The sequence below is a fragment of the Betaproteobacteria bacterium genome, from assembly GCA_016709965.1.
GTDB classification, from domain to species: Bacteria; Pseudomonadota; Gammaproteobacteria; order Burkholderiales; family Rhodocyclaceae; genus Azonexus; species Azonexus amarohabitans.
Window position 1 is genome coordinate 1 of the sequence record JADJLT010000005.1, and the last position, 22973, is coordinate 22973.

The 22973-nt window shown below is 58.6% G+C and carries 18 protein-coding genes and 9 pseudogenes; 12 read left to right on the forward strand and 15 right to left on the reverse strand.

Annotated features, from left to right (window positions below):
• From IPJ12_14415 to IPJ12_14450, 8 genes are all read right to left on the reverse strand, one after another.
• On the reverse strand, positions 1-982 hold a 982-nt coding region (locus IPJ12_14415; GenBank protein ID MBK7648308.1), incomplete at its 3' end, for a conjugal transfer protein TraB.
• The gene (locus IPJ12_14420; protein ID MBK7648309.1) at positions 979-1848 is read right to left on the reverse strand and encodes a type-F conjugative transfer system secretin TraK; all 870 of its coding nucleotides are present in this window, start codon (positions 1846-1848) and stop codon (positions 979-981) included. The genes IPJ12_14420 and IPJ12_14415, both read right to left, overlap by 4 nt.
• A complete protein-coding gene (traE, locus tag IPJ12_14425; GenBank protein ID MBK7648310.1) occupies positions 1835-2401 on the reverse strand; it encodes a type IV conjugative transfer system protein TraE in 567 nt (188 codons plus the stop codon). The genes IPJ12_14420 and traE overlap by 14 nt, the downstream gene beginning before the upstream one ends.
• Before the next feature lie 16 nt (positions 2402-2417).
• A complete protein-coding gene (gene traL, locus IPJ12_14430) occupies positions 2418-2717 on the reverse strand; it encodes a type IV conjugative transfer system protein TraL (GenBank protein MBK7648311.1) in 300 nt (99 codons plus the stop codon).
• A gap of 29 nt (positions 2718-2746) precedes the next feature.
• A complete protein-coding gene (locus IPJ12_14435) occupies positions 2747-3097 on the reverse strand; it encodes a hypothetical protein (protein MBK7648312.1) in 351 nt (116 codons plus the stop codon).
• A 134-nt stretch (positions 3098-3231) separates the two neighbouring features.
• Entirely contained in the window at positions 3232-3909 is a 678-nt protein-coding gene (locus IPJ12_14440) for an OmpA family protein (GenBank protein MBK7648313.1), read from the reverse strand.
• Positions 3906-4457, reverse strand: a complete 552-nt coding sequence (locus IPJ12_14445; GenBank protein MBK7648314.1) for a lytic transglycosylase domain-containing protein — start codon at positions 4455-4457, stop codon at positions 3906-3908. Before IPJ12_14445 ends, IPJ12_14440 begins: the two co-directional genes overlap by 4 nt.
• A gap of 182 nt (positions 4458-4639) precedes the next feature.
• Positions 4640-5137 (reverse strand): hypothetical protein, encoded by a 498-nt coding sequence (locus tag IPJ12_14450; GenBank protein ID MBK7648315.1) that lies wholly within the window; start codon positions 5135-5137, stop codon positions 4640-4642.
• A gap of 582 nt (positions 5138-5719) precedes the next feature.
• Here IPJ12_14450 and IPJ12_14455 point away from each other — a divergent pair.
• Positions 5720-6358, forward strand: a complete 639-nt coding sequence (locus IPJ12_14455; GenBank protein ID MBK7648316.1) for a hypothetical protein — start codon at positions 5720-5722, stop codon at positions 6356-6358.
• Positions 6359-6385: 27 nt separating this feature from the next.
• A pseudogene (locus IPJ12_14460) lies at positions 6386-7464 on the forward strand (XRE family transcriptional regulator).
• A gap of 116 nt (positions 7465-7580) precedes the next feature.
• Here IPJ12_14460 and IPJ12_14465 read toward each other — a convergent pair.
• Positions 7581-7766 (reverse strand): annotated as a pseudogene (locus IPJ12_14465) (SOS response-associated peptidase).
• Positions 7767-7865: 99 nt separating this feature from the next.
• On the opposite strand from IPJ12_14465, the gene IPJ12_14470 reads away from it, so the two are divergent.
• The 3 genes and pseudogenes from IPJ12_14470 (at position 7866) to IPJ12_14480 (ending at position 8611) form a co-directional block, all read left to right on the forward strand.
• A complete protein-coding gene (locus tag IPJ12_14470; GenBank protein ID MBK7648317.1) occupies positions 7866-8042 on the forward strand; it encodes a hypothetical protein in 177 nt (58 codons plus the stop codon).
• Positions 8035-8487 carry a translesion error-prone DNA polymerase V autoproteolytic subunit gene (gene umuD / locus IPJ12_14475; protein ID MBK7648318.1) on the forward strand — a complete coding sequence of 151 codons (453 nt, stop codon included), beginning with the start codon at positions 8035-8037 and terminating at the stop codon, positions 8485-8487. Before IPJ12_14470 ends, umuD begins: the two co-directional genes overlap by 8 nt.
• Before the next feature lie 4 nt (positions 8488-8491).
• Positions 8492-8611, forward strand: a pseudogene (locus IPJ12_14480) (hypothetical protein).
• 252 nt (positions 8612-8863) lie between these two features.
• Here the strand turns inward: IPJ12_14480 and IPJ12_14485 are convergent.
• The 4 genes and pseudogenes from IPJ12_14485 to IPJ12_14500 form a co-directional block, all read right to left on the reverse strand.
• Complete coding sequence (locus IPJ12_14485) at positions 8864-9193, reverse strand: YnfA family protein (protein ID MBK7648319.1); 330 nt, start codon at positions 9191-9193, stop codon at positions 8864-8866.
• Positions 9194-9202: 9 nt separating this feature from the next.
• Positions 9203-10249 carry an EamA family transporter gene (locus tag IPJ12_14490; GenBank protein MBK7648320.1) on the reverse strand — a complete coding sequence of 349 codons (1047 nt, stop codon included), beginning with the start codon at positions 10247-10249 and terminating at the stop codon, positions 9203-9205.
• Positions 10250-10252: 3 nt separating this feature from the next.
• A pseudogene (cadR, locus tag IPJ12_14495) lies at positions 10253-10772 on the reverse strand (Cd(II)/Pb(II)-responsive transcriptional regulator).
• A gap of 77 nt (positions 10773-10849) precedes the next feature.
• Entirely contained in the window at positions 10850-11071 is a 222-nt protein-coding gene (locus IPJ12_14500) for a hypothetical protein (GenBank protein ID MBK7648321.1), read from the reverse strand.
• Positions 11072-11073: 2 nt separating this feature from the next.
• Here IPJ12_14500 and IPJ12_14505 point away from each other — a divergent pair.
• Positions 11074-13162, forward strand: a pseudogene (locus tag IPJ12_14505) (cation-translocating P-type ATPase).
• 656 nt (positions 13163-13818) lie between these two features.
• Here IPJ12_14505 and IPJ12_14510 read toward each other — a convergent pair.
• Positions 13819-14208 carry a hypothetical protein gene (locus IPJ12_14510; protein MBK7648322.1) on the reverse strand — a complete coding sequence of 130 codons (390 nt, stop codon included), beginning with the start codon at positions 14206-14208 and terminating at the stop codon, positions 13819-13821.
• A 310-nt stretch (positions 14209-14518) separates the two neighbouring features.
• Positions 14519-15200: pseudogene (locus IPJ12_14515) on the reverse strand (response regulator).
• 344 nt (positions 15201-15544) lie between these two features.
• Between IPJ12_14515 and IPJ12_14520 the strand changes: the two are divergent.
• The 6 genes and pseudogenes from IPJ12_14520 to IPJ12_14545 all read left to right on the forward strand — a co-directional run bounded on the left by IPJ12_14520 (position 15545) and on the right by IPJ12_14545 (position 22877).
• On the forward strand, positions 15545-15721 hold the full coding sequence (locus IPJ12_14520) for a hypothetical protein (GenBank protein ID MBK7648323.1): 177 nt from the start codon (positions 15545-15547) through the stop codon (positions 15719-15721).
• 129 nt (positions 15722-15850) lie between these two features.
• The gene (locus IPJ12_14525) at positions 15851-16198 is read left to right on the forward strand and encodes a hypothetical protein (GenBank protein ID MBK7648324.1); all 348 of its coding nucleotides are present in this window, start codon (positions 15851-15853) and stop codon (positions 16196-16198) included.
• A 125-nt stretch (positions 16199-16323) separates the two neighbouring features.
• A pseudogene (locus IPJ12_14530) lies at positions 16324-17647 on the forward strand (TolC family protein).
• 84 nt (positions 17648-17731) lie between these two features.
• A pseudogene (locus tag IPJ12_14535) lies at positions 17732-19260 on the forward strand (efflux RND transporter periplasmic adaptor subunit).
• A 16-nt stretch (positions 19261-19276) separates the two neighbouring features.
• Positions 19277-22461: pseudogene (locus IPJ12_14540) on the forward strand (CusA/CzcA family heavy metal efflux RND transporter).
• An 89-nt stretch (positions 22462-22550) separates the two neighbouring features.
• Complete coding sequence (locus IPJ12_14545) at positions 22551-22877, forward strand: zinc ribbon domain-containing protein (GenBank protein MBK7648325.1); 327 nt, start codon at positions 22551-22553, stop codon at positions 22875-22877.
• Positions 22878-22973: the final 96 nt, after the last annotated feature.

Consider the following 22973-nt stretch of genomic DNA (forward strand, 5'->3'; position numbering starts at 1 on the left):
GCCCGCGCATGCCGACCTTGCCATCCTCGCCGTAGATCGAGCCCTGAATCTTGACTTCCAGCGTTGCACCGTCAGTGCGCACACAAGACAGACTCTCGGTACGCAGGTAGGCCCGCTCGGAACTGATGTCGCCATAGCCGGCGGCCACCACGAAGCACTCCCGGTATTCGGCTCGGAAGCGGTTGGGCAGGAAGGAGTTGTCTGAAAGACGGATCAGGACCGGGTGCGGATTAGATTGCGATTGACCGCCGGTCGGTGCATCCAGGCCACCCAATAGCGTGCCACGGGTAAAGCTGACGGGCAGGAAGGTGGATACGGTTCGGGTGGTTTGTGATCCAGCCCCGGCGGCGCGCTCTGCTTTCTCTCCCGTGCTGGCGAGCAGGGAGCGCTCGGCCACGCTAATCCGGGTAATCGCTGGCGTTGGCACCATTGGTGGGCTCGGCGCCAGCAGATCGCCGGGCGTGCCACTCGGCATTTCTCCGGTGGGCAAGCCCCTGGACGGTGGCGGCGCTGGGGGCAGGCTCGCCGCCGGTGGTATGGTCGGGAGTTGAGTCGACGGCAGGGGCGTCGCTGCAGCCTGCTGGGTCGAAGTCAGTCGCTGTTCCAGTTCGGCAAAGCGTTGCATCGTTTTCGCTTCGAAGGTTTGGCGATCCTTGTTGAGTCGTCCCTGTTCTTCGCGTTCGTTCTCGTACTGCGCAAGCTTGCGGCCGGCTGTGCCGACCCACTGATCGACCGGATTGACCTGGGCGCCAGGCGACATCACGCCAATATTGGTGACCGAACTGGCCGGCCCGGCGGCGGGTTGCGCAGTGCTCGCAGGAGGACTACTCGCCGTGAATGCGAAAATCGACCAGAGCAGCCCGACGCCGCCGGCCAGCAGGGCGCCGAGCATGGCGTACTGGCGTTGTCGCGGGGACAGGTGCTGCAGCAATTGCTGTGGTAATCCGCGCAGCGTTTGCATCCACTGACGGGGCGTAATCATGGCGTTTCTCCGCGGCGGATCACATAGACGCTGGTGCTCTCGCCGGGGCGAAGGTTGTGGTGCTCGACGGCGATACCGACGACGCTGCCCTGTTCGCGGTCGAATTCCTGTTCGGCCAACACCATTGGGGCATCGCTGATGTTCTGCAGCAGGTATTTCTCGCCGACCAGACTTCGCCCCTCGTACTGGCGCACCCGCGAAAACCGCGCCTCGTTCCACAACGGGAGTGTGCCGTGGGTCTCTTCGACCCGGATATCCGGCGGCACCCGATCCGAAACCATGGCTACCAACAGGGCCTTCATCGCCCGTACCTGGTTGGGCGACGGGCCGGCTGGAGCCGATTGCACGTGTTTCAAGGCCTTTGGCGTCTTGTCGCGGATGACGATGGTGTCGGCCGGGGTATCCGAACGGCGTAGCAGCAAGGTATAGGTGGCGTTGGCCGATGCGACGAAGAGATTGATCGGTTTGGCGGAGTCGCCGACTGGACGGACATAGATTTCGCCCTTGTCGCGATCGCAGGTTAGGGCGATCTCGCCAGCCGGATTGATCGGCGATGAACCGGTACCGGCGGGTGTCATACCCGGACCGGTGGGAAGCGCCGCCGCCAAGCCGCATTGGCTCGAATGGATATTGCCAAAGACATCAGTGATCGATGCGCCTTCGATGCGGATGCGGGTCGGTTCGCGGATCGACAGGATGGCTTCGACCGAAGCGCCGTCGCTGGCCTCGACCAGTTGCAGTGCCTGGGCGGGCACGGCTGTCATGGTGGCGAGACAGGCGATGACCTGAACAGCGCACATCGTCCATCCGCGCCGAGGCATTGGAACTGGTCGGGATAGGGCCTGGCGGAAATCAGTTGCCGACATTGGCTACCTCCTTGAAACTTTTCAGATGCATGCGTGCACCGGCGTAGCTGAATTCGACCCGATAGGCCTTGAGGTCGTTTGCTGTCTCGAAGCCATTGACCAGGGTGCGCAGGCGGCCGCGGATGACGACGCTCTGGCCTTCTTCGCTGGGGACCAGTTGCTGGGGCGCGAAGACGGTGGCGGCGTTGATCCGTTTCAGGCGTTCGGCTTCCACTTCCTGTCGGGTCTTCAACGGGCCGTACTGTTCCGGTTCGACATAGCCGAGCAGAATTTCCTTCTTCCAGTCGATCGAGGCCGGCGTCACGTCGAGGACCAGCCAGGCGATGAAACTGCCCATCTGCTCGAGATATTCGCTGCTCGCCTTGTCGCGGGTGACCCAGAAGGTCTTGTCGATCGAGGGCGGCACGACGACGGTGCGTACCGTGCCGAGCAGGTTGAGGATAACTATCAGGGCGAGGATCTGGCCGGCGGCCAGGACACCGACGGCCAGACCGAGCCCGCGGTTGCGGCGGCGCATTTCCTTGACGTCGCCGTTGAGTCGTTCAAAGTCCATGGTTTTTCTCCTTGGCTCAGCCGACCATGCGGCGGATGTGCGATGGCGGCGTGGCTCGCATCGTGGTCAGCGGACTGGCTGGCAGGTGCCAGTACAGCCAGTGGATGGCGAAGGCCGGATGCTTATCTGCCTTGATGCGCGAGATCCAGCGCGAGACGAAGATGCCTGCCGCCATGCAGACGGCGAACGAGGTCTTGCTGCCGGACATATAGCCAACGAAAAACATGAACAGGATCGGCGCGGCGACATCGACATCCCAGAAGCCGATCTTCCATTGATCATCGAGACGCCGCGGGATGTAGGTGTCGGCTTGCATATCGGGCTCCTGGGGTCGATGCCAGCGTTTCAGATCACCGCGCCCATGATCGCGCCGGCGATCACCAGGCCCACGGCGGCAAAGATGGCCAGCCCGATGTAGAACAAGACCGGGCCGAAATTGCGCAGAGCCGATAGCGAGATGAGGGCGACGACGAAGCCGACGAAGCCGACCAGGGCCTTGATCCCCGGGCCAAGTGCGGCGATCTGGGTCAGGGCTGAAGTGAGCGGCCCGGTGATGCCGGTGAATGCCACCAGATCCAGGGCGTAACCGGGAAAGGCAGCGCCGAGACCGACGACGATCGTCGCCAGTAGCACGGTAAGGTTCATCGGCTTACGGGCGGCAAGGTGAGGGAAAGAAACAGGGGCTGTAGCGTTCATGAGAACCTCCGAACAAAAGTGGAATGACGAATAGGGGGTAGGAAGGCGGGTGGGCACATAAACATGCCGGTGGGTGAGAGCGCATGCGCTCGGCGGGTAATGGATTTGAATGTCAGCCGGCGGAAGCCGCGATGTCACGGCCGTTCCTTGTCGCGCAGATCAAAGACCAACTCGACCCGCCGGTTCTGCGTGCGGCCGGCCAGAGTGTCGTTCGCGGCAATGAAGCAGCACGCACCGCGGGCCTTGACGCTGAGTGTGGGTGTCAGCCTCGGGTGGGTGCTGAGCAGGTGGTCGCGAACCGCCAGCGCGCGGGCGAGGGCCAGCGATTCATTGAAGGCCAGCGGCCCGGTGTTGTCCGTACGGCCGACGATCATGATCTGGCGTGCCGAAAGCAGGGTGCTCATTGCCCCATTCAGGCTGGAACGGGCAGCGGGGCTTAGCTTTGCGCTGCCGAGGTCGAACTGGACAATGATCGTCCGCGAAGTGTCGATCTTGGGTGTTGGGAGCGGGGTGATAGCTTCAGAGGGGATGGACTGGGCTGACGAGGAGGGTGCTGCGCCGTTGATCGTCCGAACTGAGGAATCCGTTGCGAGGGTCTTCGGTGTACGGGTCGGGCAGGCTGGCGGTACGCAGTGTCCGAAAGCGGCTTGGCGGCCAAAATCGAGTTGCGCTAGTTGCCTGGGGGCAGCGTCACCCGTGTTCTTTGGGTGATCCTGTGGCGCCGAGTTATGGAACAGGCTGCACGATGCAGCCAAGAAGGTGCAACAGCCAAAGAGGACGAGCCTGCGGTAGTTCAGAAGGGCGGCTTTCATGGCGCCACCCTTACCGACATCAGGGCGAATGTTTCGCTTTGGGGCGTCTGTTTGCCCCTCTCTGTTACCCCGGTGAGTTGTCTACTATGTTGCGCGGGCAACTGGCGATATACCCGCCAGGCGTATTGGGCTCGAGCCTTTGTGCAGGCTTCGCCATTGAGCTGTGAGCAGGCAGCATTGTAGGCACCGACCGTATCCCATGTCGCACCCTGCCGGGAGAACAGGTCAGACAACAACCAGGCGCCGACCTGAATGTTGGTGCAGGGCTCGAAGAGATCCTTTTCCCGGATGCCGTGGCGTGACAGGGCTAAAAGATGGCCGCTGTTGATCTGCATGAGACCGATGTCGTAGGACCCGGTGCGCTGGAGGTGCGAGCGGTTGACGGCCTTCGGATTCAGATTCGATTCGACCCGGGCGATGGCATAGAGTAGGTCGGCCGAGATGCCGTAGCGCTGGGCGGCTTCCTCCCAGCAGGCCCACGCCCAGGTGGGCGCGGTCGCCAGGACGGCCAGGGCAGCCAGACCAGCAAAGTACAGCGGCAGACGCATGAGTCACCTCTCCAACGAAACCGGAACGACCCGCCGGGTAGGCGGGCAGCGAGGGTCTGGGCCGTCGGCGCTGCGCGGACGGTCAGGGTCGGGTTCGGGTCGGTCTGGCGTTAGCCAGGCAGGGTGACGGTGAGCGAGCGGGTCAGAAGCGGGTGCATGCCAGTCAGGGGGCGTCGTAAGCCTCAGCCGGGCGGCGCATCTCCCCCGGGAAGGGAACGTTCGGCCATGTTGCGGCGGGCCTGCCGCAGGATGCCTGCGCCCGAGCCATCCTCTGCCCGGCACAGGGCGACGCAGGCCGTGGTCAATTGGTCGAGTTGGAACTTGGGGTTGGGGTGCCGGTTAGCGGGAGAACGTTGCAGGTCCAACAGCAACTGGTACTGGTGCCGCCACATCGATTCGCGGCGGCGCGGTGTTTCGGGCGAGCGAAGAACAAGTTCGGTCCCGAGATACCGGAAAATGCGACAGGGGGCGTCCTGATGCGTGAAGACCAGCGAGACGCTGGCGCTGATAAGATCGGGAAAGCGGAAGGTTGGCGAAACGTTGTCTTCGCTACGCAGCAGGCGGTAAAGCCAGTCGTGCTCCTCGAGCCACAGGCGAGTCTCGATGACATGGTGAGCTTTACCCTCCTCCGATGGAGGTGAGAGGTGATGCTGACGAGTCGCTGATGTGGCGGTTAACATGCGGCTTTCCCCAGTTCTGTGGCGGCGTATTGCCCTTGCGAGCACATGACTGGAGGATAGGCAGCCGAGGTTGTGGTGTCTCGTGGGAATGGCGGACTTGAGAGGGGGATTTCGATATTAGCGGAAATATGCCGCTAGAAACATTCCCCATTGCATGACACATAGGATCGGATTGATTGGCAACTGTGCATTACCCAGAGGACCTTTGACAAGGCGGGTCTGGCGACGGCACCTCTGCCTTATGCAAAGCTTTTTTTCCGTACGACTCCTTGGGTGAGTTCGTTAGATCAGGAAGATGACGTTTGAGGCAGATTTCGACCGAGCGGCGGGTAACCGATTCATTGCTGACCTGCCGCTCAGCCAAGAATCGCGTTGAACAGTCGCGCCGCGATCTCACGAATTCACTCCCGGCCATTGCTGCCTCTAAGACTTTTGGAATGCGGTCGAATGCCCCCTCATCGATGCCGTTCACACTCTTCGATGGCGGCCAGAGCACGCCGCTGAGAAATCTTAAATAAAATTTCACACGTGTTGATTTTTTCCGCCTACAATGCAGGTCTTAAAAATCAACATTCTAAATTTATGTTTCAGCAAACACCCATTGTCATCAATGAAGATTTTTCGGTCCATCAGGAGCTACACTCGCTCGGGCTGACGGTGGATATTGTCACGTCCATAGCTCGGAAAGCTGCGGCAGCCAAGGCCGAAGCTCTAGAGATCGACCCTTCGAGCACGCCGGGCACTCTGGCCTATATCAATGGCGTCCGGGCTATCCGCATGGATCTTTTGCCTCTGGGCTGGCGGCTAAGCCGCACCGGCAACGTGGAGGCGACCGTCAACGACAAGCTCGGGATCCAGATCTGCTTTCAGAACGTCGACATCGCCTGCACAGAACAGAACCCTCAGGCTATCTCGGGGAAGGGGGCTGGGTCGCGCAAGCTTATCCAGAACGGCCAGGCCGAGCTCTTCGATCGAGACGCCCCGGAGGCAGTGGACGCTATTGGCTGCGCGCCGACCGTGTGGGCTGTCTGCGTGAGCGCGGATTCCAAGAGGTTGCGGGCCGAGGTCTGCCCTGAAGCCTTCGAGGGCAACCAGTTCGAGGGCTTCAGCAAACGTATCTGGGTCGTTGACGAGGATCTGGAACCCACGCCCGGCAACATCGGTCAGCCCGACGATGGCAGCGGTCCCGTGGAGCATGAGGTGCGAATAGCAAAGAAGTGAAGATGAAGATGAAGAACGAAGCAGCGTATGTTTAACGGGAGCAGGCTTACGCTAGCTCGAAAGCGCAGACAGCTCACAAAGAAGGAACTGGCAGAGAAGGCACACCTGACGGCTCTGACGCTCACGCGCTTAGAGGCAGGCGATACCCCAGAACCGGGCAGTGATACCGTGCGTGCGCTGGCCCACGCCTTGAATTATCCGACGGAATTCTTCTATCTCAGCGACAGCGAAGCGCTGGTGCCGAGGCAGTGAGCTTTCGTAGCTTGTCGTCGCTCACGGCTCGCCAGCGCGACGCGGCTCTGGCAGCAGGCGATCTGGCGTTTGAGTTGCATGGTTGGGTGGCCGAGAGATTCGAGCTTCCCGCAGCGCAGCTGCTTGACCTGCGTGACGAAGATCCCATTGCGGCTGCCGAGGCTCTGCGCAGCCATTGGGGCATGGGAACCAAGCCGATCGAGCACATGATTAAGCTGCTGGAGTCCAAGGGGGTCCGGGTCTTCTCGTTGGCCGAGCAGCACAAGCATGTCGATGCATTTTCCTGCTGGCGAGGTAACACCCCCTACATCTTCTTGAACACCTTCAAATCAGCGGAGCGCAGCCGTTTTGATGCGGCCCACGAACTGGCCCACCTGGTCCTGCACATCCACGGCATGACAAGTGGTGGTCGGGATATCGAACGCGAGGCCGATATGTTCGCCTCGGCGTTCCTGATCAACCGGGGCGACCTGATTGGTCACATGGGCCGGGTCAACTCCCTAGCTCGGCTGGTATCAGCCAAAAAGCGGTGGGGCGTCTCGGTGTCGGCTCTGGCACGCACGGCGTTCGACGCCGGTCTGATCTCGGACTGGCACTACCGCGAGCTGTGCAAGCAGATGAGCCACTTGGGATATCGAACAACCGAACCTCAAGGTCTTGCGCGTGAGAAGTCCACACTCTGGCGCATGGTCTTTGACGAACTCTGGAAGGACGGCATTACCAGGGACCGCATCGCGGCTGAGTTGCACATACCGCTGGATGAGATCGAGTCATTGGTGGGCGAGCTGGTCACTCAGCCACCGCCACCACCCATGCCGGGCGACAAGAGGCCGGTACTGAAAATCGTGTCCTAAGGCGTGCCTCCGCGGGCCAGAGAAGTGGTGGCCGGGGCGAACGCTGAAATCAACATGCAATGGATGGACGCGTGCCGGGGTAAAAGCCTTGTAGTTCAAAGCAATGACTGCTGAGGCTATTGGCCGTCCAGATTGTCGGCTGGGAACTGGCGAAGGAAGTCCCGGCTGTCGGCCGCCGGTGCTTGCAGCCAGGCGTCTTAGTCATTCTCGTTGAGGATGACTACCATCCTCTTCTCGTCCTCAGGCTTGTGGTACTGCCGCATGAACGGGTGGTCATCGGCATTGATAGTCAGCATCGTGTATCTGTTTGTTTAGCGGCTGCCAACGATGCCTGTTGCATACAGTATTGCCTCTTGCCTAAGACTGTATAAAACTACAGTATTGAACAAAAGGAGCCCGCCATGATTCGCGTCGTCTGCCCTAGCTGCCACAGCCCGCTTTCCCGCGCCGAGCTTGAGCAGGCCACTATCAACGGGCACCTGAGCATGGTCTGCCCAGAGTGCTCAATGGTTTTATTGACTGAGCCGGTCGATGAGCATCTCATCCAGCACCCAGAAGAGGCGCCAGCGCATGCTTGAGTCCGCTGCCCTGTTCGGGCCGGGTATCGTCGTTCCAATGCCTCATGCACCACGGCTTGCATTGCCGCTCGACACCGTAAAGATCTCAGCTGGATTCCCGTCGCCAGCCGCCGACTACGAGGATAAACGCCTCGACATCAATGACTACCTGGTTCGTAATCCGGTGTCGACGTTCTTCTTTCCGGTTGAGGGCGACTCGATGCAGGGGGCCGAGATATTCGATGGCGACATCCTGGTCGTGGATAAAAGCATCCGGCCACGGCACGGCCTGGTCGTGGTGGCCTTCGTCAATGGCGAGCGACTGGTGAAGCGCCTCTACCGGCGTGCCGGTCGGGTGGCGCTCATCGCCGAAAATCCGAGCTACCCGGCCCTTGAGATTCACGAGGGCATGGAGCTCGAGGTGTGGGGTGTCGTCGTCGGCAAATTCAAACGGTTCGTCACCTAACGCTGTGAGCCCTGACCGTCCCGTATTTGCCCTAGTTGATTGCAACAACTTTTACGCCAGCTGCGAGAAGCTATTTGACCCCAGGCTCAAGACCCGTCCGGTCGTGGTCCTCTCAAATAACGACTACATGCAAGTTATCTATTAAAAGTCATGTAATGCAAGTTCGGATATTATGGACAACATTGCGGAAAGGAGATGCCATGCTTGTCAGCACCGAGGGTTTAGAGTTTGGTTTTGAGCTGATGTATATGGGGAAGTGACAGAAAACGGAAATAATCGTACGCTAGCGCGTTGTCATAGTGCTCAACGTATTTTTTCTCTACAGGTTGGTTGTTGAGTGTCGTGAGCTGATCGTTGAGCCAAGGCCAGCAGTCTTCTATCCAGCGGGTTTCCAGGCCGAGGCGATGATGCCCATACCCAACAGGGCAATTCCAGCACCCAGCCAGTCAAGTGAGGAAAGTTTGATGCCGTCAACCACCCGCAGCCAGAGCAGTGCTGTCGCCACATAGACGCCACCGTAAGCCGCATAGACCCGGCCGCTCGCCGCCGGATGCAAGGTCAGAAGCCAGACAAAGACTGCAAGACTGAGCGCAGCCGGCAGCAGCAGCCACGGGGAGCCCTCCTTGCGCAGCCACAGGTAAGGCAGGAAACAGCCGATGATTTCGGCCAGTGCTGTGGCAAAAAACAGCAAACCGGTCTTGATCATTGCCCGTCCTCAGTGTTTGTGCGCATGGTGAGCATCGGGAAAGTGCGAATGGGCATGCTCGATCGGCGCGTGCTGGTGACGATGGGTGTGGCGGGTTCCGGACAGGACCGGCCCGGGGTGCTCGTGATCGTGGTGACTGTCATTTTCTCCGTGGACATGCTCATGCGTGTGCTCAAGCGCTTCGTGCCGATGTCCATGCTCATGTTGCTCCGATAGATGCAGCCAGACACCCAAGGCCATCAACAACCCGGCCACCAGCAATTGTGGCGTCACTGGTTCGTTGAGCAACAGGATCGCCAGCAGCGTTCCAAAGAATGGCGCCACGGAAAAGTAGGCGCCAGTGCGAGCAGTCCCCAGATGGCGCAGCGCGATGACAAAGAGCGTGAGGCTGGCGCCATAGCTGGCGAAGCCAAGCAATGCCGCCTGCGCAACGACTCCAGGTGCCGGCCAGAGCGCCCCGGCCAAAAGCGCCAGTACGAGATTGGTGATTCCGGCGACCAAGCCCTTGACCATGGCGATGAACGAGGCATCAGCCAGTGCGACCTTACGGGTCAGGTTGTTGTCGATCGCCCAGGCGAAACAGGCACCGAGAATCGCCAGCGCGGGCCATGCCCCGGAGAACTGCGCATCGGATGGCCAACTCAGGACCAGTGCCCCGGCGACGATGGCGAGCATGCCCAGGGCGATACGACGGTCAAAGTTTTCATGAAAAACAAACCAGGCAAGCAGTGCAGTCAGAACGCCTTCGGCATTCAACAAGAGCGAGGCGCCCGATGCCGGCATGGCTGACAGCCCGATCATCAGCAGTACCGGCCCGATCATCCCGCCGGCAACGGTGGCTGCAGCGAGCCAGCGCCAATCGCCCCGATCAAGATGCACCTTCGGGCTACGGCGAATCTGGCGCATGAGCCAGAGGCCGATGCCAGAGCCGAGATAGAGCAGCGCTGCCAGCAGCCAGGGGCTGACCTGGGCTAGCAAAAGCTTGGATAGCGGGGTGCCTATCCCGAACAGACCGGCTGCCGCGAGGGCAACGGCAATGCCGCGATGCCAGTGCATGGGCTACGCTCCTTGGGTGGCCAAAGGGGCAATCACTGCCTCCAGTTCGGCCGGCTTCGAAAGTGCTTCGCTATGGCAGACGCAGGCTTCATGGTGAGCTGCCGCGACCAATCCATGAAGAATCCCGCAGTCCCCGGCGAGATGGCTGTTGCCGCATCGGCCGCGCAAGGCAGTGAGTTGGCGCTCCAGTGCCTGCATGCTTTGCAAACGGCCTGACACGAGCTAGTTGCGCATCGATCAGTTGGTCGATATCGCGGCAATCGCTTTCCGGATGCGCCACAAATGCCAGCAAGCGCTGGATGTCGGCCAGCGAAATATCCAAAGCCCGACAATGGCGGATGAAGGCCAGCCGTTCCACGTGTAAGGGAGCATAGGCACGATAGCCGTTTGGGTGACGGGCCGGTGCCGGTAGTAGGCCGGCTTTCTCGTAATAACGGATAGTTTCGATATCGACGCCAGTGGCTTGCCCTAACTCACCAATTCTCGCGACTCGATCCTTCTTGCTGCCCGGGCATTTCGGAATACTTTATTTTACGCGCTTGACCCTATAGTTACTACAGGTGCGTAATGAAATAACAACTCGGACATTGGCGGCTCCGACTATTTTCCTTTTGATTGCAATTGCTTGACCCTGTAGCCACCAATGGTTTCTAATAAAGAAAACAAGGAAAACACCATGAGTCTTGACCCCACCCCACCCCCTTCAGAAACCACCACTGCGGATGCGCCAGCAGTTGCTCCGTAGCGGTGCCCGCCGCCGCTGACATCCCAGCAGCCCCGATCTCGCACAAAGCGATGGCGTGCCGGTTTTTCTGATTCCAACTATGGACTGCCCGAACGAGGAGAATGACATCCGTCGAGCGGTGGCCGGTATCGAGGGCATCCGCTCCCTGCGTTTTCAACTGTCGGCACGCACCGTTTCGATAGATGCCTCGACGGATGCCCTTAATGCAGCCTTGGCCGCTATCCGCCAGGCGGGGTTCAGCCCCAAGGCGGTGTCGTCAGATCAGGCAGCGAATGAAAACGTCGGCGTCAGTGAGCTATGGCGAAGCATTCTGGCGCTGGGCCTGGCCGTCGGCGCGGAAGCGCTGGATTTCTTCGCGCCCGACACGTTGCCTTTCAAGGGCTTCGGTATGGCATTGGCCATCGCCGCCATCTGGCTGTCCGGCATTTCCACCTATAGCAAAGGCGTGGCGGCATTGCGGCGCGGGCAGTTGAACATGAACGCGCTGATGGGCGTAGCGGTGACCGGTGCCTTCCTCATTGGACAGTGGCCCGAGGCGGCGATGGTCATGGCCTTGTATGCCATTGCCGAACTGATCGAGGCCCGCTCCGTGGATCGGGCGCGTAACGCCATCAAGGGCCTGCTTGACTTGACGCCGGAGACGGCGGAAGTTCGGCAGGTTGATGGAACATGGCGGGAAATACCCGCCGCAGAGGTAAAGCTGGAAGCCTGCGTTCGGGTCAAACCCGGCGCCAGGATACCGCTCGATGGTCAGGTGACGGCAGGAACCAGTGCGGTCAATCAGGCGCCGGTCACCGGCGAAAGCATTCCGATTGACAAAGCGGCAGGCGACCCGGTGTTCGCCGGCACGATCAACGAAACCGGCATTCTGGAGTTCCGCGTGACGGCTGCTGCCGACAACACCACACTGGCCCGCATCATCCACGCGGTCGAACAGGCGCAGGGGACGCAAGCGCCAACCCAACGCTTCGTGGATCAGTTTGCCGCAATCTACACCCCGGCTGTGTTCTGCATCGCACTTGCCGTGGCCATTTTGACACCCTGGCTCCTCGGCTGGACTTGGACGCAGGCGATCTACAAGGCCCTGGTGCTGCTGGTCATCGCTTGCCCCTGTGCGCTGGTGATCGCCACGCCGGTAACGGTCGTCAGCGGACTGGCCGCAGCGGCCCGCCGCGGTATCCTGATCAAGGGCGGTGTCTATCTTGAAGAGGCACGCAAACTGCGGGTCATTGCCCTCGACAAGACCGGCACCATTACCGAAGGCAAACCCCGTCTGGTCGCCACTGAACTGCTTCCCTCGACGATCCCCGAATCCCAGGTGCTCGCTTGGGCGGCCAGCCTCGCCGGGCACTCGGACCATCCGGTCTCAAAAGCGATTGCGACCGGTCTCAGGCTTCCGGAGAACGGCTTGACCGATTTTCTCGCCCTTGCCGGACGGGGTGTGTAAGCGCGTGCCGACGGCCACCTGCTGCTCCTCGGCAATCATCGCCTGATTGAGGAACGCTCTCTGTGTAGCGCCGAGATCGAGGTTCGCCTTCAGGGTACCGAGACGCAAGGGCCGGACGGTGACTATGCGGCGTCGGAACAGCGCGGTGCTGGCGATTTTGCGGTGGCCGACACCATCAAGGAAAGCTCACGGGAGGCGGTGGCCGATCTGCACCGGCTCGGTGTCGTCTCGGTCATGCTGACCGGCGACAATGTGGCGACGGCCGCGAGCATCGCCAAGGAAGCCGGCATCGACGACGCCCGGGGAAATCTTCTTCCTGAGGACAAACTGGCGGCCATCGAAGATTTGCAGGCTCGCTATGGCCCGACCGCGATGACCGGCGACGGCATCAACGATGCACCTGCCCTGGCCCGTGCCGACATCGGCGTGGCCATGGGTGCTGCCGGGACCGATACGGCCATGGAAGCAGCCGACGTGGTGATCATGAACGATGACCTGCGGCGCATTCCGGAAACCATACGCTTGTCTCGCCAGACCCACGCCGTACTCTGGCAGAACATTGCCCTGGCTCTTGGGATCAAGGTCGTGTTCCTTGGACTGGCAGTATTCGGAAATGCCACGATGTGGATGGCGGTGTTTTGCGGCTCATGGCGCCAGCCTGCTGGTCGTCGCCAACGGTCTGCGGATGTTGCGAACCTCTGCACCGCAAACCAAAGACTAAAGACCCTTGTTGGTCGGCATCGGCAAAAGCAGCGGGGCCGTCAGCAGGCCAGTGACACGCCTAGTTCTGTCTCACCATGGGCGGATTTGCGAAGGCCTCCCGTCATGCATCCGGGCAATCGCGCCAACGATGGCGAGACCCAGTCCATGATTCTGATGGCTGGCTGCGGAGGCGTCGCCGGAAAAGCGGTCGAAGATATGAGGCAGACTCTCAGCGAAATCGGTTCCCCTCGATTCGATCACCGAGCGCTTGATGTGTGCCCAAAGGTTTCCGCGGCGATACGAATCACGATTGAACTTCCGTGATCCGCATACCGAGCCGCATTATTCAGCAGATTGGACAGCACGCGCCGGAGCAGCGCCGCGTCATTGGGCCCGATGCATCGCCTTCGATAGACCATTGAAGGTCCAAGATTCGATCACACCGCTTCGTAGTAGTCGGCCACTTCGGCGCAGAGCTGGGCAAGGCTTTGAACGGGCATCCGCCGAGCTTTAGCACCCCGGTCGGCTTGCGACAGGAATAGCATGTCATTGACGACGCACGATGCCTGTGCATTTCTTCGAGATTCGAACCGATGCAATCGCGCAGGTGTTCGTCCTTGTCGTTGCCACGCAAGGCCAACTCGCTGCTGGCGATGATGTTCGCCAATGGGGTTCTCAATCGTGCGCCACATCGGCATTGAACCCTTCGAGTTGCTGATAGGCTTTTTCCAGTCGATTCAGCAAATCGTTGAACTGATCGACGAGAACTTGCAACTCGGCCGGGATTCGCGCTGTTTCCAAGCGCTTGTCGAGGGAAAGGATTGCGAGACTGCGCGTTTGCTCAGCCAGCTTCCGAATGGGGGCCAGTCCAAAATAAACGATCAGGTAGCCGCCCAGCGTGATTGCCGCACTCCCGATCAACGCAGCCCCCCAGAGGATGGCTGCGAGGCGATCCAGAATCGCTTCATCGGGCGCAGTCTCAAGTGCCAATTCGGCAACGGCAAAATCTGTCCTCTGTGCTTCATCGGGGAGTGCAAACGAATAAAAAGGCTTTTTGATGGCCACGCACTTGGCATCGAGATGAAGCGAGCCTCACCCAGCCTATCGATTAACCCGAGATGCGAGTCCCGATTGATTTTCAGAAGATCGTCAAGGTCGTTCAAGCGACCCCGGTTGCAGGTGTCCGGTGTTTCTTCAAACAGGTGCCGAATTGCCGTGCTGAGCCTTTCAAGACGCAGGTCCTGTTGTGTTTCAAGGTTGGCTTTGACCGAGAAAAAGACTCCGAGGCACAAACACCCCAGAACACCCAAACTCAGCGAAGCGAGCCAGCGTATGAGGCGACTGCTCAGCGTCGGATTGATCATTGTTCTGAGTCTCATTCGCGCAGTTCGAGGACATAGCCCATGCCGCGTACGGTATGCAGCAACTGCGTCTCGAAGGGCGTATCCATTTTGGCGCGAAGTTGCGATCGAAACTTCGACTGACATTGGTGCTGCTATCGAGTTCATATCCCAAACCTGCTCGGCAATCTCGGTTCGTGACAGCACCTCCGCCTTGTTTCCGAGAAAACAGAGAAAGCAGGAGGAACTCCTTGGCACTCAGATCGACGCTGACCGTTCCTGGAGACCTTGCGGCGCACCAGATCCATTTCGAGGTTATGAAGTGTCAGCCTGTTTGATTGCGTCTCCACTTGATGTGGTGCTGATCGCCTAAGCAGACCTTTGAATCCGTGCAATCAGCTCCAGAAAAGGCGAAGGGTTCACCAGGTAATCGTCTGCGCCTGTTTGCAATCCGGTGACCCGATCCTCCACCTTGCCCAAGGCTGTAAGCATCAAGACTGGCGTCTGTTTTTTGGTACGCAAAGCGGCAAGCAGGGTAAGTCCGTCCATTCCCGGCAACATGGAGTCAAGGATAATTGCCGAATAATCGAACGCCAGGCTCATATGAAGCCCGGTTACCCCATCATGCGCAATATCAACCACGAAGCCTGCCGTGCCCAAGCCTTTTTGCAAGTACAGCGCAAGCTTTTGTTCATCCTCGACGACCAGTAATTTCATTTCTTCACGAAGCAAAAGATGTCAAATTTGTAAACTTCCTGTTGGCATTCTGTCAGAGCCCATTTCATATAGTTCATCCATGCTAGGCCGTTGTTCGGCATATATCAAAACCGATGAACCGGTATTTAATGAAGGAGTTCCTATCATGAACGTTAAACAAGTCTTTTCTATCCCTGTTCTTTGTGCCGGATTGGTCCTGTCAGGACAGGCCTTGGCGGAGTCGGTCATGCATAGTGGGCCCGACGGAACGGTAAAATACTACCCGTCGCATGATTCCAGCAACAAAACCACTCAGCAAGTCCAAAAGGAGCTTGAGGACTTTAAACGTAACCCGAATAGCGCCGATGGTCAGTATCGATATGTTGGCGGTGATCAAGGCTGGGTGCTTGTCGCACGAATATGTCCTTCGTGATGGTAAATGGCAACATGTGGATAAACTCAACCACAACACGCCGGCCCCCTCTCTGAAGATGACACCGGAAGAAAAAAAGCAGCGTGAAGCGCTCTACCAAGGCGGCTAATTAGCCTACCAGAAAAAATGTTGCCTAGAAGAGTGGCAGGTAAACGAGCTATCTGCCACAAATCTTGCAACTTCGGTGCAAAGACATCACTGGTATCCCTATTGCTCTCACTCTGCTACCATCATTGACATGCGTCGTTGGCTTGCCGTTTTCCTGTTGGTCTTACTGTCACTCCAGATTACCTGGTCGGTGGCGGCTACCTATTGCCAGCATGAAACAGGAGCTACTGCGCATCATTTTGGTCACCACGAGCACAAACATCAGGCCGACGATAGCGCCAAGGCTGCCAAAGGCCAACTCTCTGGTATCGACAGTGATTGTGCCGTCTGCCATGCCAGTTGTATTGCAGTATTAACCAGTGTTGCCAATGCCCAGCAGGTTGCTGGTGGCGTAGCCGATCACGCGTGGTCTCCCCATTTCTTGACGTCGCCACCTAGCGATCTGCCTGAACGTCCCAACTGGTCGATCTCCGCCTGATCGGCGGGATTGGGTTACTTTTCCCATATCTGTTTGCCGCAGCTTGAGCTGCGCACGATGCCAAGCCGCTTGCGGTGTGGCGCCCCGCCGATTTCCTGATGTGTCTTTCATCAACGGAGAATCGGATGTACCGCCAACAACCAATTATCGCTTTACTGGTCCGAACCCTTTTCGGATTTACGGTGATTGCCAGCACCAACCTCTGGGCGCAGACGCAAAATGTGCCGTCGCTGATCGAAGCCGTACCTGCGCTTGCCAAGGAACCGACCGGAACCTTAACCCTTTCCGCTGCAATCGATCTCGCGCTAGCGGCCAATCCCGAACTATCTGCCGCAACCAATGAATTGCGAGCAGTCGAGGGAGCGGTGATTCAAGCAGGGATACTGCCGAACCCGGAAGTTTCAACCTTGGTTGAAGATACGCAGAATAAGGCGACCCGAACCACAACCGTTCAGATCAGCCAATTAATCGAGTTGGGGGGCCGGCGTGCTGCACGGATTGTTTCCGCCGAGCGGGGACGGGATGTAGCCGCTGCCGACTTGGTGGCCAAACGTCAGGGTATCCGAGCTAGCGTCGTTGGCGCCTTCTTCGATGTCCTGGTGGCTCAAGAACGGGTACTGCAAACAGAGGATTTTCTCGGCCTCGCCCAACGCGCTACCCAAGCTGCATCGCGCCGGGTTACGGCCGGCAAAATTTCTCCCGTTGAGGAAACCAAGGCCCGCGTTGCTGGGGCGTCTGCACGGGTGGAGTTGAATCAAGCCAAAGGGGATTTGGTCGCAGCACGAAATCGTCTGGCAGCGACCTGGGGGAAGTAAGACGCCACGGTTTGAACAGGTCGAAGGGCGTATCGACAATCTGCCAGAAATTCTCTCCGCCGACGAGATCGATCGTCGGTTGAACAACTCCCCGGTTCTTACCCGAGCACGCCACGAGACCGATCGTTTTGCAGCGCTTGCCGATGTCGAGCGGTCTCGGCGGTTTCCAAACGTCACGGTCAGCTTGGGTTCAAAAAAGGTTGAAGAACTTGGGCGCAACCAAACCATCGTGGGCGTCTCGATCCCCTTCCCGATATTCGACCGCAACCAGGGCAATGTACTCGAAGCACTGCGGCGGGCGGATAAGGCTCGCGATGAGTTCAGCGCCACTGAGGTTCGCTTAAGCACGGAAGTCACACAAAACCAGGAACGCTTGAAGTCACTGGTCGTTGAAGCGCAAGCCTTACAAAGCGAAATTCTGCCCGGCGCACGCAGCGCCTATGACGCAGCCAGCAAAGGGTTCGAGCTTGGGAAATTCAGTTTTCTGGAAGTCCTGGATGCTCAACGCACCTTCTTTCAGGCAAGAGCCCAATACCTGAGAAGTTTGTCCGAGGCGCATCGGACTGCTGCCGAACTAGAGCGCGTACTGGGCTCCAGCAATTCAATGTCGTCCCCAATGCCAAGTCGTCCGTAGGAGCAAGCAGTGAAATTCAATATCGACAAGAACGCTTTTAACCTTTCCAAAAAACAAGGTATCGCCATCGCTGTCATTTTGGCGATGGGCATTGCTACCGGCGGCTGGATTCTGGGTTCTTCCTCTTCGGGTCAATCAGCAGAGAAGAGTGAGCATGCCAGCCATGCCGAATCCAAGGGGCATGCTGATGCCGAGCATCATGGCGCTCAGGACGGTGACGGCCATGATCACGCCAAAGGCCACAGCGACGCAGAACATCATGAGGATGGACCGAAGACGGGCTCTCATGGAGGCAAGTTGTTTACCGAAGATGGATTTGGCCTGGAGTTATTGTTGGCTGAAGAAGGTGGTGAGCCTCATTTTCGTGTCTGGCTGTTCCAACAGGACAAGCCCTTGGCCCCTTCAGCAGCTAAGGTTTCTGTGACGTTGACGCGGCCGAACGGAGAAAAGCAGGAAGTGGCCTTCAAGGCGGAACAAGACTTCCTGATCAGTACCAGTCCGATCGCCGAACCCCATGCCTTTGAAGCAGCTATTACCGCTAAGATGGCTAATACACCGTTCCTGTTCATCGATACGAGGGAAGAAGGAAAAATCGAACTGACTGATGAGCAGGTCAAATCGGCCGCCATCAGTATCCAGAAGGCGGCCCCTGCCAAAATCCGAACAGCGGCACAACTGCCGGGTGAGATCCGCTTCAATGAAGATCGGACAGCTCACGTTGTGCCGCGGTTAGCTGGTGTCGTTGAAAGTGTCCCGGCCAACCTTGGGCAATTGGTCAAGCGCGGACAGATACTGGCAGTTATCGCCAGTACCGGACTCTCCGAGCAGCGCAGCGAACTGTTGTCGGCGCAGAAGCGGCTGACGCTTGCCAAATCGACCTACGAGCGGGAAAAAAAGCTCTGGGAAGAAAAATTTCCGCCGAGCAGGACTACCTCCTGGCACAGCAGGTTTTGCGGGAAGCTGAAATTGCCGTCGCCAACAGCCAGCAAAAACTGATTGCGCTGGGGGCAAGCCCGAGCGTTTCGGGAAGCCTCAACCGCTATGAAATCCGGGCACCTTTCGATGGCATGGTCGTGGAAAAGCACATCGCGCTCGGCGAAGCGGTCAAGGAAGATGCCAGCATATTCACGGTTTCCGACCTGTCCACGGTTTGGGCGGAAATCGTTGTTCCCGCCAAGGATCTGAACATCGTTCGCATCGGCGAAAAGGTCGTCGTCAAGGCGACTGCATTCGAATCGAAGGCGGAAGGCGGCATCTCCTATGTTGGCGCCTTGCTCGGCCAGGAGACCCGTACGGCCAAGGCGCGTGTCATCCTGGACAACCCAAAGATGGCCTGGCGGCCTGGCTTGTTCGTTAATGTCGAAGTGGTCTCCGGTGAGGCCGAAGTCCCGGTAAGCGTTGTGGCCGAGGCAATCCAGACGATCGGGGACAAGAGCGTTATTTTTATAAAGGTGGCTGACGGCTTTGTTGCCCAACCCGTCACCTTGGGGCGTTCTGACGGCAAGCTGATCGAAGTGCTCAGCGGTTTGAAGGCTGGAACGCCATACGCTGCAGCCGGTAGCTTTGTCCTGAAATCGGAGCTCGGCAAGGGTAGTGCCGAGCATAGCCACTGAGGTGGGGGAGAACAACATGTTTGAACGCATCATTCGCCTCGCCATCGAGCACCGCTGGCTGGTCATTTTGGCCGTGCTTGGCATGGCCGTACTGGGCATCTACAACTACCAGCGCCTGCCGATCGACGCGGTGCCCGACATCACTAACGTCCAGGTTCAGATTAATACGGCGGCACCTGGTTATTCACCATTGGAGGTTGAGCAACGGGTGACCTATCCGGTCGAGACCGTCATGGCCGGTCTGCCACATCTGGAACAGACACGCTCGCTGTCGCGCTACGGTCTGTCTCAAGTTACGGTGATTTTCAAGGATGGAACGGACATCTATTTTGCCCGCCAACTGGTCAATCAGCGTATTCAGGAAGCCAAGGAAAAGCTTCCGGCTGGAATTTCGCCGGCCACGGGGCCAATTTCGACAGGTTTGGGGGAAATTTACCTGTGGACCGTAGAAACCGAAGACGGAGCCAGAAAGCCAGACGGTAGCGCCTATACACCGACCGATTTGCGCGAGATACAGGATTGGATCATCAAACCGCAGTTGCGCAATGTGCCGGGAGTTACCGAAATCAACTCGATCGGCGGGTTTGCCAAGGAATACCAGGTTGCGCCCAGCCCTGAAAAACTCGCTTCCTATGGGCTGACGTTGCAAGACGTCGTAACCGCTATCGACCGCAACAACAGCAACGTCGGGGCAGGCTATATCGAGAAGCGTGGCGAACAGTATCTGATCCGGGCGCCAGGCCAGGTACGGAGCATCGAGGACATCCGCAATGTCATTCTCGGCAATGTGCAAGGGGTGGCGATCCGCGTTCGCGATGTAGCTGAGGTCGGTATCGGCCGCGAACTGCGTACCGGTGCCGCCACCGACGACGGTCGTGAAATCGTCCTCGGTACGGTGTTCATGCTGATTGGCGAGAACAGTCGAACCGTCTCTGCAGCCGTAGACAAGAAAATGGTGGAAATCAACCGCAGCCTGCCCGAAGGAGTTAAGGCGGTCACCGTCTATGACCGGACTGTTCTGGTGGATAAGGCGATCAATACCGTCAAGAAGAATCTCCTTGAGGGCGCTGTTCTGGTCATCGTCATTCTGTTCCTGTTCCTTGGCAACATCCGGGCAGCGGTAATCACAGCTATGGTGATCCCGCTTTCCATGTTGTTTACCTTTTCAGGAATGGTGACTTACCACGTCAGTGCCAACTTGATGAGCCTCGGAGCCCTCGACTTCGGGATCATCATCGACGGTGCGGTCGTGATCGTGGAAAACTGCGTGCGCCGACTGGCCCATGCCCAAGAGCATCACGGACGGCCGCTGACCCGGACCGAGCGCTTCCACGAGGTCTTTGCCGCATCCAGGGAAGCACGCCGACCGCTGCTTTTCGGCCAACTCATCATCATGATCGTCTACCTGCCAATCTTTGCGCTCACCGGCGTCGAAGGGAAAATGTTTCATCCGATGGCCTTCACCGTGGTCACGGCTCTGGTTGGCGCCATGATCCTCCGTCACCTTCATCCCGGCGGCGGTAGCGCTGTTTATCGGTGCGAAGGTGGGAGAAAAGGAAAACATCCTGATGCGGACCGCCAAGCGCTGGTATAAGCCAGCGCTGGCCAGTGTCATGACCAATAAGCCTGTGGTCCTGGTCTTTACAGCCGTTATGGTCATTCTCTCGGCTTGCTCGTCACCCGCATGGGGAGTGAATTCGTTCCCAGTTTGAATGAAGGCGATTTCGCCATTCAGGCACTGCGTATTCCGGGAACCAGCCTGTCCCAGTCCGTTGCCATGCAGCAACAACTGGAAAAGCGGCTTAAAGCGGATTTCCCGGAAATCGAGCGTGTGTTTGCGCGGACAGGAACAGCTGAAATCGCTTCCGATCCCATGCCCCCCAATATCTCGGACGGCTACATCATGCTGAAGCCGGAAACGCAGTGGCCCGAGCCAAAGAAATCCAGGGATCAACTGCTGGCAGCCATACAGGAGACCGCTGGTAAGCTGCCGGGCAATACCTATGAATTCTCTCAGCCAATCCAGTTGCGCTTCAACGAGTTGATCTCCGGGGTCCGCAGCGACGTCGCGATCAAGATATTTGGCGACGACATGGATGTGATGAACGAAACGGCGGGAAAAATTGCCGCCGTTCTGGGAAAGATACCCGGCGCATCCGAAGTCAAGGTGGAGCAGACGACCGGCTTGCCCATGCTGACCGTCAACATCGACCGGGAAAAGACCGCCCGCTATGGGCTCAACATCGGCGATGTCCAGGATGCAATTTCGACGGCCATTGGTGGTCGAGAGGCTGGAACCATGTTCGAAGGCGATCGACGCTTCGATATTGTCGTTCGTCACCCGATAACCTGCGTTCTGATATCGAATCGATGAAGCGTCTACCGATCGCCTTGCCAAAAAGCACTGCAGTCAGCAACGGCATCGAGGGGCGTACGACCTATATCCCTTTAAGTGAGGTCGCCAGCCTGGAAGTCGCGCCGGGGCCCAATCAAGTCAGCCGGGAGAATGGCAAGCGGCGCGTGGTCGTCAGTGCCAACGTTCGGGGACGGGACATCGGCTCGTTCGTGGGCGAAGCACAGACACGCCTGGCAGAGGTCAAAATTCCGACCGGCTATTGGACATCCTGGGGCGGAACCTTCGAGCAACTGGAATCGGCTTCTCAACGCCTGAAAATTGTCGTACCTGTTGCCTTGCTGCTGGTGTTCACGCTGCTGTTTGTCATGTTCGGCAATGCAAAAGATGGATTGCTAGTGTTTACCGGCATTCCGTTCGCGTTAACGGGCGGTGTCGTTGCGCTTTGGTTGAGAGACATCCCGCTGTCGATTTCAGCCGGTATCGGTTTCATTGCCTTGTCCGGTGTGGCGGTACTCAACGGGCTGGTGATGATTGCGTTCATCCGTAGCTTACGAGAAGAAGGACGCACTCTGGATGATGCCATTCACGAGGGAGCATTGACCCGCTTGCGTCCCGTGCTGATGACGGCCTTGGTCGCTTCCCTCGGCTTTGTTCCCATGGCAATAGCAACGGGCACCGGTGCCGAAGTTCAGCGTCCGCTCGCCACGGTAGTGATCGGCGGCATCCTGTCATCGACTGCACTGACGCTTCTCGTTCTGCCCCTTCTTTATCGCCTTGTCCATGGCAAAGATGCTGAGGAAGAGGATTTCACCGCCGAGTCGGCCCCCGAGCCGACACAAGCATAAGGTTTGCAGGCGTGGCCGGAGGCTTGGCGCTGAAACAGCGAATCAGGCAACCGGTCACATATCTACCGACTCAGTTCGCGGAGGATGTCATGGGATTTTTTGAAAAGCTCTTGCAGGGGATGGCCGGCGGCCATCAAGGTGGTCATCAAGGAGGTCATCATCGCGGCCAGGGGAATTATCCGGGCGGTGATCATGGCTGGGGACAAAATTACCCGTCGAATACCGGGCAGCCCAGTGGCGGGGTAGCCGCCGGTGGCCCTTCTTGCCCGAAGTGCGGCATCGTGCCCAATCCGGGCGCGCGCTTTTGCGCGCAATGCGGCACAACGCTGCTGCCCGGTGCTTGCGCCGCCTGCAATGCAAGCCTGGCGCCGGGGGTGAAGTTTTGCCCGAACTGCGGCAAGGCGCAGCAACCTTGATGGCGGGAGCGTCACCCCATGCTCGACCATCTCCTCCACAGTCACCTTGAGTTTCGGCTGATCGTCGTCGGCCTGAAGCGATGATTACCGTCCTGG